This window comes from Niastella populi (assembly GCF_002078015.1).
GTDB lineage: Bacteria > Bacteroidota > Bacteroidia > Chitinophagales > Chitinophagaceae > Niastella > Niastella populi.
Genome location: NZ_LWBP01000216.1, coordinates 1 through 13,800, shown reverse-complemented (window position 1 = coordinate 13,800; position 13,800 = coordinate 1). Strand labels below are relative to the sequence as shown.

General features: G+C 47.3%; 12 protein-coding genes. 2 read left to right on the top strand and 10 right to left on the bottom strand.

Annotated features, from left to right (window positions below; translation table 11 throughout):
• Window positions 1–17: 17 nt before the first annotated feature.
• The 9 genes from A4R26_RS28045 to sppA form a co-directional block, all read right to left on the bottom strand.
• Complete coding sequence (locus A4R26_RS28045; protein ID WP_242675041.1) at window positions 18–509, bottom strand: GNAT family N-acetyltransferase; 492 nt, start codon at window positions 507–509, stop codon at window positions 18–20.
• Between the two features lie 225 nt (window positions 510–734).
• Window positions 735–1,004 carry a SemiSWEET family sugar transporter gene (locus A4R26_RS28040; RefSeq protein WP_081169852.1) on the bottom strand — a complete coding sequence of 90 codons (270 nt, stop codon included), beginning with the start codon at window positions 1,002–1,004 and terminating at the stop codon, window positions 735–737.
• A 130-nt stretch (window positions 1,005–1,134) separates the two neighbouring features.
• Window positions 1,135–2,436, bottom strand: a complete 1,302-nt coding sequence (locus A4R26_RS28035) for a RagB/SusD family nutrient uptake outer membrane protein (protein ID WP_081169851.1) — start codon at window positions 2,434–2,436, stop codon at window positions 1,135–1,137.
• Window positions 2,437–2,453: 17 nt separating this feature from the next.
• On the bottom strand, window positions 2,454–5,570 hold the full coding sequence (locus tag A4R26_RS28030; RefSeq protein WP_081169850.1) for a SusC/RagA family TonB-linked outer membrane protein: 3,117 nt from the start codon (window positions 5,568–5,570) through the stop codon (window positions 2,454–2,456).
• 341 nt (window positions 5,571–5,911) lie between these two features.
• Window positions 5,912–6,232 (bottom strand): hypothetical protein, encoded by a 321-nt coding sequence (locus tag A4R26_RS28025; RefSeq protein WP_081169849.1) that lies wholly within the window; start codon window positions 6,230–6,232, stop codon window positions 5,912–5,914.
• A gap of 264 nt (window positions 6,233–6,496) precedes the next feature.
• Complete coding sequence (locus tag A4R26_RS28020; RefSeq protein ID WP_081169848.1) at window positions 6,497–7,009, bottom strand: DUF2911 domain-containing protein; 513 nt, start codon at window positions 7,007–7,009, stop codon at window positions 6,497–6,499.
• 32 nt (window positions 7,010–7,041) lie between these two features.
• On the bottom strand, window positions 7,042–7,536 hold the full coding sequence (locus A4R26_RS28015) for an SRPBCC family protein (protein ID WP_081169847.1): 495 nt from the start codon (window positions 7,534–7,536) through the stop codon (window positions 7,042–7,044).
• 255 nt (window positions 7,537–7,791) lie between these two features.
• Window positions 7,792–8,889 carry an ABC transporter permease gene (locus A4R26_RS28010; protein ID WP_081169846.1) on the bottom strand — a complete coding sequence of 366 codons (1,098 nt, stop codon included), beginning with the start codon at window positions 8,887–8,889 and terminating at the stop codon, window positions 7,792–7,794.
• A 194-nt stretch (window positions 8,890–9,083) separates the two neighbouring features.
• Entirely contained in the window at window positions 9,084–10,838 is a 1,755-nt protein-coding gene (gene sppA / locus A4R26_RS28005) for a signal peptide peptidase SppA (protein ID WP_081169845.1), read from the bottom strand.
• Window positions 10,839–10,897: 59 nt separating this feature from the next.
• Between sppA and folK the strand changes: the two genes are divergently transcribed.
• Together folK and A4R26_RS27995 are read left to right on the top strand one after the other, a co-directional pair.
• Window positions 10,898–11,395: a 2-amino-4-hydroxy-6-hydroxymethyldihydropteridine diphosphokinase gene (folK, locus tag A4R26_RS28000; protein WP_165760440.1), complete on the top strand. Its 498-nt coding sequence runs from the start codon at window positions 10,898–10,900 to the stop codon at window positions 11,393–11,395.
• A 208-nt stretch (window positions 11,396–11,603) separates the two neighbouring features.
• Window positions 11,604–12,236 (top strand): deoxynucleoside kinase, encoded by a 633-nt coding sequence (locus A4R26_RS27995; RefSeq protein ID WP_081169843.1) that lies wholly within the window; start codon window positions 11,604–11,606, stop codon window positions 12,234–12,236.
• Window positions 12,237–12,353: 117 nt separating this feature from the next.
• Here the strand turns inward: A4R26_RS27995 and A4R26_RS27990 are convergent, their stop codons facing one another.
• Window positions 12,354–13,610 (bottom strand): MFS transporter, encoded by a 1,257-nt coding sequence (locus A4R26_RS27990; protein WP_081169842.1) that lies wholly within the window; start codon window positions 13,608–13,610, stop codon window positions 12,354–12,356.
• Between the last annotated feature and the right edge of the window lie 190 nt (window positions 13,611–13,800).

Genomic DNA, 13,800 nt, shown 5'->3' with positions numbered 1-13,800 from the left:
CGGCTTAAATAGGGCTACTACACGCCCCAGTCATCAGCCGTTAATTCAAACTTCAATTCGCCATTGGGCATTTTATCCGTTTCTTTAAAACCAAAACTGCGGTAAAAGTTGGCCGCGCGGGTATCGGGAGCTGTGCTTAACCAGATAGTTTCGTGGGTTTCGTTATAATACCAGTCGAGCAGGGCGATCAATAATTCCCGGCCTATTCCCTGCCCTTCATATTCGGGCAATATGAACAATGCCCACACATTATGTTTAACGAGGTCGGCAATGGCAAAACCTACCAGCTTACCGTCAACTTCACATACCCAGCCTTTGCCGCGCTGGGATAAATAATCAGCATAATCCTGCTCTGTTACCAATTGAGGGTTCGATAACGCATTTTCTTTTACGGCCATTCGTACGGCCGACATTTGTGGTATATCGGTTATAAGGGCTTCTCTGAATTGCATGGTATTTGATTTTTCTACGCCGTCGTTTGCCGGGAAACTTATCCATAAAAATTTCATTCCCGGTAATGCGGCTATTTTTACCGGCCAACATTAATGGCGCGTCGTGAATATACATCCCATAACTGAACCAAAATAGGGGATCAACAAAAAGCCTTAAAAATTACAGGCCGATTGAGATGGTTCTTCTAAATAATTGCAAATATAACCCATTGAGGACTAACGAACAGGTAATCGGGCATTACTTATCATTAAACATTCATTAGATTTTCGGGAGGTACGATATCACCTTCGCCGTCTTTTACCGGTAGCGTTGATCTTAAGAAAAAATATTATACCAGATAATGTAGCCGTTATTCCATTGGCCAACATCAACGGTGTATCGCGAATATACATTCCATAAATGAACCACAGAATGGTTCCCACAAAAAGCATGGTAAAGGTAACTATCGACAGGTCGCGGGTTTGCCTGGTTTTTATGGTTTTATACGCCTGCGGAATATAGGCGCCTGTGGTTAAAATAGCGGCGAGCATGCCAATGGTGGAGATTGTCATAAGACAAAACTACGGAATCATTGTAAGCGCAGGAGGTCGAAATACATTATTCTTCCCCCCAAAAAAACAAAACCCTCCCGGCAAACCGGGAGGGCTGATGGTAAACCAAACTATTGATTGTAACCAGCGATTAAAAAGCTGGATCTGTTGGTGTGTTGGTATTGTTATTCCGCTCCTGGTTGGGATAGGGTAAATAATTGCGTTTACGCTCACTTACAGGGCGGTTGAAACGGCGACTGTCCATTAACCGTAAACCCGACATAAATAATTCTATTGCCCGGTGCCTGTAGATCTGTTCGAGCAGTTCAGGCTGCGTAAGCGGCCCGGAAGGCGGCAATCCGGCCCCAACGCCAAACGGATCGTCGGCCGGCTGTTTGGTGATTACCTTATTCAACTCGATCAATCCATTTACCAGGTCGGGTGGCGTCATACGCGCATACGCTTCGGCTTTTATAAGGGTAATTTCACCGGGCAGGTATAAAGGCCAGCCGATGGTGGATGTGGCGCCAAAACCGCCGATGCGGTAACGCGGGTTGGCACCGATTGCTATATAGAACGGTACCCGTTTGTCGGCCAGGTTTGGTTCAAGCGCCGGCGGCAGGCCCATCGTGGAATCGAGCGGCTGAAAAACGTTGTTGGTAGAGGTAGCCGTTTCGAAAATGGGGTTAAGCGATTGCAGGTCGAAATTTAGCGTGGATCTTTTGCTGAGATCTACCGCATTGGCCGCAGCTAAAGCCTGTGCATAGTTGCCGGTATAAAGCGATAAACGCGCTCTTAACGCATGCAGCGTATTCACGATATCGATACCCGCGGGAATGTTGGACAGGAATGCGGCGCTGATGGCATTGGCGTTTACGGTTGCCAGCGCATTATTCACCACACCCAAAGCTTTATTCAATGCCTCTGAATTGGTAATGAAACCTACGTTTGTACCGGTTGTATCGGGCACCTGTTCCCAGAACATGGCCATGTTGGTAAGCGCCAGCGCTTTGAAAATGCTGACATAGGCTATCAATCCGCTGGCATAATTTTTATCGGCCAGTTCCGGCGCATACTTCAACACGTTATTGGCATCGTAGATTACCTTGTTGCTGTTTGTCCAGAAAGATAAAACGATGCTGTTGTTTGTAGGATTAACCTGGTCGCCGCCCAGAAACAACTGGTATTCGGCCGTATTACCCTGGTTAAGAATGGTCAATTGTTTTGTGAGAAAGCCGTCTGTTGTTACCAGGTTGTACAACGAGCTGCCCCGGCCCAGCGCATAGGCTCGTTGTACACCCACTGCTACCCCGGTTAAACCGGCAGCCGATCTGATTACCCTTTCCTGGATTGCGCGCGAAGGATCGGTATAATCTTTTTTACAGCCTGTGGCCATCAATAACGCCCCGGCCATTACAAAACAGGTAATATATTTAATAGTACTTAGCTTCATAAAATCAAATTTGCGTGTTAGAATTTAGCGGCCACATTAAAACTGAAAGTGCGGGGAATGGGAACAGCACCGAAATCGATTGCCCTTAAAATGGTGCTTTGTCCGCCGGCGTTCACCTCGGGATCGTATCCCTTATAGTTATCCCATGAAATGAGGTTACGGCCACTGGCGCTGATGGTGAGGTCATTGAAGAACTTCACTTTTCCCAACCGGTAGCTGAGGCTGATCTCACGGAGTTTTACAAATGAACCGTCATCCACCCGCCATTCTTCTATCTGGTACACGCTGTTGACGTAACCGCGCGGCAATAAACCGAGGTGCTCCTGTTCGGCCACGGTACCATTACCCACGCCCTGCCTTGTTCTGAAATCGGCATTCCATACGTCAACACCCTGTACGGCATCGAACTGTACCCGTAAGCCCAGTTTTTTATAATTCACTTCGTTCACTAACGAAGCCGTATAGTCGGGGTTCGGGTCGCCGATCACTTTCAACAGGTTGGCGCCCGATGGCAAACCATTCACATCGCGCTGTGTGGTGTACTTATTGAAACCGTTCTGTACGCCTTTTTCGCTCAGCGGGTAACCCGAGGCGTTCTTTATATCGTTGCCATTGTTGTCTTTTGCAAAGAAGGTTCCGTAAAAAACACCTACAGGATAATCTTCGGCCAGCCAGATGGGCGCCCCGGCATTGGTGCTTAACGATACGGCCTGTCCTATTCTCACGGCCTTGTTACGATTGCGGTTGAAGATCCCTGTAACATCCCAACTCCAGTCCTTATCTCTGTAAGGCGTTCCGGATAATACCACCTCGAACCCTTTGTTCTCGAGCGCGCCGTAATTATCGAGCAAACTGGAGAAGCCTTCGGTTGGTGCAATATCGCGGCGTAGCAATAACTGGTTTACTTTTTTGATATAATAGTTGAACTGCAGGCTTAGCCGGTTGGTGAAGAAGGAAAGGTCGGTACCGAACTCCAGTTCTTTTTGTCTTTCGGGCCCTACCTTCGTATTAGATAACGTGGTGTTCGAAAACAAAGCGGTTCTCCCGAGGTAAGAAAGGGAACTATATGCATTGAACCGGTCATAGGCGCCGATACCGGTCATATTGCCCGATTCGCCATAAGCCATACGTACCTTCGCTACGTTCCACCATTTAGAGAGGGGAAGGCCGGCCCACCAGTCGGTTTCGGATAACAGGTAGCTGCCGCTTCCCTTTACATACACCTGGTTGCGCTCATCTTCACCGAACACAGAAGAGCCATCAAACCGCACTGCCCCCGTAAGGAACAACTGGTTGCGGAATTTGAAATTTTGTTGCACATATCCGCCCGAAACCGATAGTTCGCTGCGGCTGTCGGCGCCGGGAAGAATGGTACTGGCGCCATTTACGGTTTCTACAAAGGGCGCCAACCCGCGGCCCTGGCTCAGGTTATATCCGTTCTTTTCGTATTGCACGGCATAACCCACCTGGGTAGTTGAAGCCCACTGGTCGCTGATATTTGTCTGGTAGGTACCGTTCAGTTCATGGTTGATCTGGAAGAAATTATTTACAGCAGCGCTGGCATAACCGTTCAGCGAGGGATCTAAAGTAGCACCTCCGCCCCAGAAAGCCGGGCTCACGGCATAAGCATATGGAGGCATAAACGTAGTACCGCGCTGACCGTAATTGTCGATACCCATGGTGTAATCGAACGTGAGCCCTTTTGCCGGTTTAAGTTTCAGCGAGGCGCTGGCTATAAGGCGGTTGGTTTCCTGGCGTTGTTTGAAGTCTTCAATTACCGATACGGGGTTTACCCTTAACCGCTCGCCTACTGCCTTCAGGTTTCCGAGGGCATCGCGTTCCCAGATGTTATGGAAATTACCTATAATGGTTACCGAGTTCATGGGCGAGAAAAAGGAATTACCATCGGGTTTTTCATTGGATGCGCTGTTGACATAATTCAACCCTACGCTGAAATTAGCCCAGTTGGTCAGTTCCTGGTCGAGGTTTACCCGGAAGCTGAATCGTCTAAAATCGGTATTCTCAATGATGCCCTGGTTGTAGAAATAAGAAGCCGAAGTATAGTATTTCGTTTTGTCTTTTCCACCGCTTACCGATACGTTGTTATCGGTTCCCAAACCGGTGCGGAAAATATAATCCTGGTAATCGTACCGCGTTACCGGTGTGGTATTGGTTGGCAGTACACCGCTGATAGCAGATATAATGTCCTGCGTAAACACGTCGGGCGAACCGCCGAACTTGACCGGGGCCTGGTTTACATCGAGTTTCTTACGCAACTGGTTTACCATTATGCCGGTTGAGAAATTGATAACGGGCGCACCGGTGCTTCCGCGTTTCGTGAATATCTGTATTACGCCGGTATTGGCCCTTGAACCATAAATAGCAGAAGCGGCGGCGCCGTTCAGCACTTCGATCCGCTCTATATCGGCGGGGTTGATGTCAACCATCCGGTTCTGGCCAACGGATCCCACAAAATTACCACCATCGTACCCGCTTTGCGTGTTGGTAACCCTGTTAGTGGCATTATTGATGATAACGCCATCTACTATATATAGCGGCTCCGATGAACTGTTGACGGAACTTATACCGCGCAACCGTACGGAAATACCACCTGCGGGGTCACCCGAGTTTTGAACGATCTGTGCACCGGCTGTTTTTCCCTGCAGTGCGGCAAGTACATTACCTGTAGCGCCTTTATTGAGCTGGTCGGCTTTTACGGTGCTGATGTAACTTCCCAGTTGTTTTCGCGTGGTTCCCTGCGAAGTACCGGTTACCACCACTTCATCGAGCCCCAGTGCGTCTTCCGCCAGTGAAACGCTTACGGTATATTTATCGGCACTGCCTACCTGCAGATTCTGGCTGGTGCTTTTATACCCCACCCCTGAAAACTCGAGGGTATAAGTGCCGGGCTTTATAGGTGCAGTGATGTTGTAGTTGCCTGATGCGTCAGTGGCCGACCCATAGTTGGTATTCTTAATAGTAACGGAAATACCCAGCAATGGAATATTACCTGCATTCGTGATCTTACCACTAATTTGAACCTGTGCCAATGTCAGGCTCACTAATAGCTGGCTGAACAGTAATAAGCCTACTGCTTTTACCGGCCTGCTATTCGATGATAAAAGTTTCGTCATAATCCTTTTGTTTCGAATTAATAATTAAGTACCATAAATTGGTTTGAAGGACAGGTTTATGTATTGAACATTCTTCGGGTAGCTGTTGTAGTAGGGAACGGAACAGAAAAAGGGATCACCGTTTGGTTGACTTAATAAAATGGTGTGCGGAGGCTGGATTAACCGGCAAGTTTATATTTCCGGTGGAAATAACAGGATGGTTGAAATAACCTGACCGATGATCAAATCCTATCAAATGCAAGGTTCGTCTGTTGTTATAAATCATGGCGCAAACAGTTAGTTACCACCAAATTCAGCATAAAAGCGCAAATTACCAAAACAAATAGCAGCATGCTGCGGCTTTATGCAGGATTAAAATTATAGTAATTAGTAATACTTCCCTTTCCGGCTAAAGCGTGCAGAAATGATGTGATAATGGGAGGCAACGAGGCATCAAGGCACAAAGGCAACGAGGAAAATACAGAATACAGCTGCAAGCCGCAAGCAATTACAAATACAGCTGTAAGCTGCAAGCTATAAGCCGCAAGCAAATACAGCTCCAAGCCGCAAGCAAATACAAACACAGCTGCAAGCTGCAAGCTATAAGCCGCAAGCAAATACAGCTCCAAGCTGCAAGCAAATACAAATACAGCTGTAAGCTGCAAGCTATAAGCCGCAAGCAAATACAGAATACAAGCTGAAGGTTAAAGCCTAAAGCTGAAAGCGGAATACAGCTGCAAGCAGGGAAAAGCGCGCAAATACTTATTAGTCCCGAATAAAAGAACCATAAACAATAAACCAAAAACCATAAACTATTCCGCGCAAGTCCCGGATAAAAGGAACCACAAACTACAAACCACAAACTATAAACTATAAACTGTCTATAAAGCAAAAAGCCACCCGCTACGCGGACGGCCTCCTGCTTACTTTACTCTTATATACGTGACCTATTGAACAGTGAAATCAATTTTCTCGTTACCCCAAAGCAATGACACTTTACCGCTTTTATCAACGTTGAACGTCATACGCTCGGTGAACTGAGGCGCCTTTGTTGGTTTTACTTTAATTCGCAATGCATCATCGCTTTCGGCATATTTGTATGCGCCCCATTGTTGAGGGGTTTTGTTAAAGATAACCACCCATTCTTCTTTATTGGGAATAGTGAACAAACCGTATTTACCGGCAGGCAGGGCCTGGCCTTCCACTTTTACATCTTTGCTTACTTCAAACGTGGTGGCTTCATTGGCGCCGGTACGCCATACTTTGCCATAAGGAGCAATTTCCTTTCCGATCTCACGGCCTTTTACGGCGGGTTGGCTATAATCGATGGTGATCACTGCACCACTGCCGGTGGTTTCAGTTACTTTGGCAGGCGGACTGGGTCTTTTTGATTTATCGTCCTGTGCTTTTACACCTAATGTGATCAGTGCTATGGCTGACAAAAGCAATACTTTCTTCATACGTTATCTTTTTAGAAATGAAAAATAAGCCTTTATGGATTCTCCTCCAGCAACTTTTTCAGGTTACCCAGCGATTTCTCCATAGGCGGCCCCAATTGCTTATCAAAAACTATGCTACCAAATTTTTCCCAGGGGTACCAGCGCAATTTTATATCGAAATACCATTGCAGTACCAGTTGGCCATCGTTGCCATACCAGGTAAATCCACTGTTAAGCACCCGCGCGTTTTTCTGTTGCCAGTCGGTAAGCAGGGTATCGCCCGCCTGCGCGGTTTTGGTAATGGTGAGTTCTCCGGTGGTGATCGAACTTTCTGCGAATTGCTGATTGTCCGACTCGCGGTTGTTGGCCATTTCATTCCATTGTTTCCATTGCCGCAGATCGGCCAGTTGGGCCACCAGGCTGTCTTTAGGGGCAGCAATATTCACCGCCCGCGATACCCTTACGGTTGAAGGAATGATCAGCGAGAAAAGGTAAATGACAATAAACAATATGACCGCACTGATAAGCCCCAGTTTTATGAAACGCATGTTTGTTGTTTGTTGTTTGTGGTTTGTTGTTTGTGGTTCTTTTATTCGAGACCAATAAGTATTTGCGCGCTTTTCCCTGCTTGCAGCTGTATTCCGCTTTCAGCTTTTGGCTTTAACCTTCAGCTTGCAGCTGTGTTTGTATTTGCTTGCGGCTTATAGCTTGCAGCTTACAGCTGTATTTGTATTTGCTTGCGGCTTATAGCTTGCAGCTTACAGCTGTATTTGTATTTGCTTGCGGCTTGAAGCTGTATTCCGCTACTCCCACTTGAAGATCCTGATCAACAAACTATACGCTACCAGGCACCAGACGATAAGAATAGTGATCTCTTTGCCTACGCCCAGCAAATGCATTCCTTCGAACGATACTTTACGCATGGCGTCGTTCAGGGCCGTTAACGGCAGATAGTTGATGATGGCCTGTAAACTCTCCGGTAACAATCCTTTCGGGAAGAAGGTGCCCGATAAAAAGTATTGCGGAAACATGAACAGGTTGGCATAAATAGGTATCACATGCTGGTTTTTGGCCAGACTGCTGATAATAAACCCAAAACCCATGAATACGGCAATACCAAGGAAACTCAGCACCAGCAGTTCAATGAATGTTACAAACCCGTGAGCCAGTGTAAAATGATAAAAGATGGTGCCGAATAAGATAAGAACGATGGAAGTTGTGAGTTGAAACACCACCCGCGCCAGGCTTTCACCCAGCACGATAAAGGTTTTTTTCACCGGGGTGGCGAACATGCGCTTCAACACCAGCGTTTCGCGCAGGGTGTAAAAAACGAAAGCAACGCCAAAAACGGCAGAACCGATCAGCGAGAAACCCAGCATACCGGGCAGGTAAAAATCGATCATGCGGTATCGGCGCCCGGGAATCACTTCCTCAGAAATGTATGCCACTTTATTTTGAGCGGCCACAGTGGCTTCATTTATAATGCCGTTCAATATTTCCCTGAGGGCCGACAGCTCCCGCTGGCTGGCAGAAGTGGTCTTCAAATGAATTTCATATGCGGCCGGGCTGCCTGCTTTCATGGTTCCTGCCCTGACTTCGATCATGGCGGTAATGCGGCCTTTTTTCAGGCGGTCTGTCAATTCTTCCTCACTGCCTTCATTAATATCCAACAGGCGGCTGCTTCTTATGCGAAAATACAGTTCGCTCAGGGTATCTGATTTGGCGTCAAATGCCACATCGATCGACCTTCCGCCACCACCGGCCAATGCACCAAAGACCATGATCAGCACTATGGGGAAGAACAGGCTAAAGAAAATGGCCTGAGGGCTTTTAAAGATCGCCCGCAGGGTAGCTTTGCTGATAGCCCACATGGCCGTCCATTGGTTGTATTGACCCGACATATATTGTTTTCCGAAATTTGGCGGCAAAGCTATATAAAAACTGTTTGTAGTTTATAGTTTGTGGGGTGTGGTTGCTTAATTTCCAGCAGTGTTTACAGAATTTAGCTTCCTGAACGGCTGAAATTTTATTCTTTTACGCGTCAATAGTGACTGCCCGAATTGAATAACAACAAACTACAAACCATAAACTGTCCCTATTCTATACTCATCTCAAACGGTATTCTCGCCTGGCTAACGCCTACCATTTGTTTCACCCGTTTGATGTGCTGATAGGTTTTCATGCCATCTTCGCCCAGTTCTTTTTGCATGGCCGAACGGGTGGCATCCTTTTCGTAACCGCCAAAGATCGCTTCCAGCACATTGTGTGGTTCGGGATATTCCCTTAAACGATAATCGCTTGTTTTGGCCATTCTGGCCGCAGTGGCAATGGCATCTTCCAGTCCGCCCAAACGGTCAACCAGCCCAAGCTGCAGCGCACGGCTGCCGCTCCAAACACGGCCCTGCCCTATGCTGTCGATATAATCGAGCTCCTTATTACGGCCCTGTGCCACTCTTTCCTTAAAGGTGAGATAAATGGAATCAACGCTGTTTTGCAGGAACATCTTTTGCGCGGGCGTCAATGGTTTGGTGGCCGAAAACATATCGGCCTGCGACGCCGTTTTTACGCCATCGAAGGTTATGCCCAGTTTATTGTTGAAGAATTTTTGCATGTTCGGCAACAGAGTGAACACCCCTATTGAACCGGTTATGGTATTGGTTTGTGCGAAAATGCTGTCGGCATTGCAAGACAAATAATAAGCCCCGGAAGCGGCCACATCGCCAAAACTTACCACAACGGGTTTGTCTTTACGCGCCAGGGTAAGTTCACGCCAGATGTTCTCACTGGCCAGCGCACTGCCGCCGCCTGAATTGATGCGCATCACAATCGCTTTGGTATTTTTATCGAGGCGCGCTTTGCGAATAAGATCGCGATAGGTAATGCTGCCGATCATATCGCGGTCGCCCTTGCCATCGATGATATCGCCCTGCGCATAAATAACGGCGATCTTGTCCTTACCATCGCGACGGAAGTCCACCGCATTGGCATATTTCTGCAAACCGATAAAATTAAGTTTGTCGAGCTTTACGCCGCCGAGCTTTTTCGCAATTTCCTCCCGCACTTCGTCATCATACTTAAGCCCGTCGACCAATCCATACTTCACGGCATCGGATGCATGCTGAATTAAGTATTCGTTGGCGTATCGATGTAAGGTGGCGGTATCGAGTTTACGCGCTTCGGCGGTTTGCTGTAGAAAGCGGCCATAAAAATCACCGATCATAACCGATAACTGCAACCGGTTGGCATCGGTCATTGATGTTTCACGAAAAGGCTCGGTGGCGCTTTTGAATTTGCCGGCATAAAAGATCTGGGGCTCTATATCGAGCTTTTGCAGTAAACCTTTTACAAATGCGAGCTGTATGGCATAACCGCGCCAGTCGACCCCGCCTTTGGGATTACAATAGACCCGGTCGGCGATATTTCCTACAGAATACCCACCCTGGGAAATTACGTCGCCATAGGCATAAACAAATTTGCCCGAACCCTTGAAATCGATGATGGCATTCCGTATTTCCTGGCTGGCGCCCATGGCATTGCCATTGCTTCCACACTTTATATAAATGCCTTTTACGGCCGTGTCGGTCTTCGCGTAGCGGATCATTCGCACCACATCGTACAGGGAAGGCAGATCGGCATCATCATTGCCAGATAGTTTAGCTATAGGGTTTTCCACGCCAATTTCGGGGTAGGTACGGCCAAGATCGACCACCAGTACGGCTTTTGCACCGGTCTTTCCCTTCTCAGATGAGGTCAGGCTGCTCACAAAACCTATAAAAATGAAGAAGATAATTACACATAAAACCACCAATGCCAGAAACGATGCCAGAAATATTTTAAAAAAGCTCTTCATTAACAAATTTATTTTAAACGAAATTCAAAGATATTTGATCCTTCGAGGGAGTGCAATATATGAATAAAGTCTTTTTACTGATAGGCGGCAATATGGGCGACCGGTTGCAGAACCTGCACCGGGCAATTGGCCTTTTGGCGACAACCGTTGGCCCCGTAATACAACAATCGGCGGTGTACGAAACCGCCGCCTGGGGCAAAACCGATCAACCCGCATTTTTGAACCAGGCGCTTTTACTGGACACTTCGTTAAGCGCCCTGGAGCTGATAACCGCCGTGTTACTGGTTGAAGAACGCATGGGCCGGCACCGGACCGAAAAGTTCGGACCGCGGGTGATCGATATCGATATCATGTTTTACAATGATGCGGTGATCGATGAGCCGAATTTGACCATCCCCCACCCGCAAATGCAAAACCGCCGTTTTGCATTGGTGCCACTGAATGAATTAGCGCCTGCAATGGTTCACCCTGTATTCAACAAAACCATTGAAGAATTGTTGCTGGAGTGCCAGGATCAACTGCCGGTGATCAATTATGATGTAACCGGACTGGGATAAAACGGTTTGTTGTTTGTTGTTTGTGGTTTGTTGTTTGTGGTTTCTCTGTTCGGGACTCAGGAACATTTACGGGCCTCGCCATTGACAGTTTATGGTTTATTGTTTTTAGTTTATAGTTCTTTAATTCCAAACGAAGGCACATTTGCAAGGCTCACTTATGGCGTGCAGCTGTATTCACCATTGACCATTGACCATTCACCATTGACGAATGAAGTACCACTTTATAACTATCGAAGGAAATATCGGAGCGGGAAAAACAACCCTGGCGCATATGCTGGCGAAACATTACGATGCCCGGCTGATACTGGAAGAATTCGCCGACAACCCTTTTCTGCCCAAATTCTATGAAAACCCGCAACAGTATGCATTTCCGTTGGAATTGTTCTTTATGGCCGAACGCTATAAACAATTGAAAGAACTGATCCATACAAACGACCTGTTTCAAACCACCACCATTACCGATTACCTGTTCACCAAATGTTTGCTGTTTGCCAAAATAAATTTACCCGAAGAAGAATACCGGCTATATCAAAAACTGTTTGAGATCATTCATCAGCAGTTGGTGCAACCCGAACTGCTCATTTACCTGCACGCGCCGGTTGACCGCCTGCAGAAGAATATCAAAAAGCGCAACCGCTCCTACGAGCAGGGCATCCCCGATGAATACCTGCTGAATATTCAGCAAACCTATACGCACTATATAAAACAGCACAACATAAAAACGTTGTTCATAGACGCCGCCAATGCCGATTTCCTCGGCAATCCGAAACATTTACAGGTGATAATCGATGCGCTTGACCAGGAGTATGAGCAGGGGCAGCACTACTTTACGCTGCCGTAAACGCTAAACGCCGAACGCGCAACGCTTAACGCAATACAAAGCCACTTAAGTGGTGCATTGGCGTTTGGCGTTAAGCCTTAAGCGTTCAGCAGAAACAGCGAGGCCTGCAAATGATTTTTAATACTCGAATTTACGGAGTGATGGCGCCTTGAACCACATTACCGCTACTACCAGCAAGGTCATGGCTCCGCCAAACACAACGGAAGGCACCACGCCCATTAACTTGGCGGCAACACCACTTTCAAAATAGCCGATCTCATTGGAAGAATTGATAAACATGCTGTTTACCGAAGACACGCGCCCGCGCATATTATCGGGCGTTTTCAGTTGCAGAATAGTGCCCCGCACCACCACGCTGATACCATCCATTACACCGCTCAACAGCAGGGCGATAAAAGAAAGAAAATAGAGCTGTGATAATCCGAAGGTGATAATGCTGACGCCAAAACCCGCAACGACAAACAACAAGATCAGCCCCTGCTTTTTCCTTAGCGGATAAAATGTAAGCGTGAGTATAACAGCGAAAGAACCGATATCGGCCGCTGCATTCAGCCAGCCAAAACCTATTGGCCCTACATGTAAAATATCACCCGCAAAGAATGGCAGCATGGCCACCGCACCGCCAAACAACACCGCAAACATATCGAGCGTTATGGCGCCCAGTAATTCTTTGGTTGAAAACACATAACGCAACCCGTCTTTCACACTTTCCCAGGTAGCCTGCCCCCTGTTGCTATGCACAATGGGTTTGCGTTCTATCTGGAATACCGAAAAGGCAGCAATGGCTATATAACTTAGAATGAAAACAAAAGTTCCGGTATACCCCACATAGGCAACCAGGAAACCGGCAGATGCATGTCCGAGTACAGAGGCTGACAACCAGGTACTTGAGCTCCAGGTAACGGCATTGGGCAGCATTATTTTAGGCACCAGTTGCGCCAGTATGGAGCTGGTGGCCGGACCGGAAAATGCCCTGATGATGCCTGTACAAAAAATAACGATATAGAGGGCATACTGAACAAAATTCTTACCCAGTGAAATTTCCGTATTGTGCAGGGTAATGAACATAAGCGCTGCGGAGCTCGTAAAATACAGGAGAATGGTGCGGAAGAGCAGCGTGCGTTTGTCGCTTTTGTCGACCACGTGGCCCGAATACAGGGCGAGGGAAATGGCCGGAATGGCTTCCGATAACCCGATGAATGCAATGGCCAGCGGGTTCCTGGTGATCTCGTACATTTTCCAGCCTACAACGGTGCCAATCATACGCATTGCCATAACAAAAAAGAACCGTTGAATAATGTACAGGCGAAACTCTTTTATGCGAACCGAAACAAATGGACTGGAAAGATCATTGGAACCAGGATCAGTTGACATTCTATAACAATTTGATGATCAGCAAAGGGTAATTTGCACGCAAAAGTAACTATAAAACGCTGAAAGCTGAACGCTTAAAGCCGAACGCCTGCTCACTAATATTTTACAGCGCCTCCTGCTGCATCCTCGCGTGATCGCATCTGGCCTTATGCCTTTAGCCTTAAGTGATAAATAGCATGACATAGGATAC

Bases quoted from the DNA above. Each gene is read 5' to 3' on its own strand.
- A4R26_RS28010 (WP_081169846.1), bottom strand. From the start codon at position 8,889: ATGTCGGGTCAATACAACCAATGGACGGCCATGTGGGCTATCAGCAAA.
- A4R26_RS28020 (WP_081169848.1), bottom strand. From the start codon at position 7,009: ATGAAGAAAGTATTGCTTTTGTCAGCCATAGCACTGATCACATTAGGT.
- A4R26_RS28040 (WP_081169852.1), bottom strand. From the start codon at position 1,004: ATGACAATCTCCACCATTGGCATGCTCGCCGCTATTTTAACCACAGGC.
- A4R26_RS28030 (WP_081169850.1), bottom strand. From the start codon at position 5,570: ATGACGAAACTTTTATCATCGAATAGCAGGCCGGTAAAAGCAGTAGGC.
- A4R26_RS28045 (WP_242675041.1), bottom strand. From the start codon at position 509: ATGAAATTTTTATGGATAAGTTTCCCGGCAAACGACGGCGTAGAAAAA.
- A4R26_RS28015 (WP_081169847.1), bottom strand. From the start codon at position 7,536: ATGCGTTTCATAAAACTGGGGCTTATCAGTGCGGTCATATTGTTTATT.
- A4R26_RS27990 (WP_081169842.1), bottom strand. From the start codon at position 13,610: ATGTCAACTGATCCTGGTTCCAATGATCTTTCCAGTCCATTTGTTTCG.
- folK (WP_165760440.1), top strand. From the start codon at position 10,898: ATGAATAAAGTCTTTTTACTGATAGGCGGCAATATGGGCGACCGGTTG.
- A4R26_RS28035 (WP_081169851.1), bottom strand. From the start codon at position 2,436: ATGAAGCTAAGTACTATTAAATATATTACCTGTTTTGTAATGGCCGGG.
- A4R26_RS27995 (WP_081169843.1), top strand. From the start codon at position 11,604: ATGAAGTACCACTTTATAACTATCGAAGGAAATATCGGAGCGGGAAAA.
- sppA (WP_081169845.1), bottom strand. From the start codon at position 10,838: ATGAAGAGCTTTTTTAAAATATTTCTGGCATCGTTTCTGGCATTGGTG.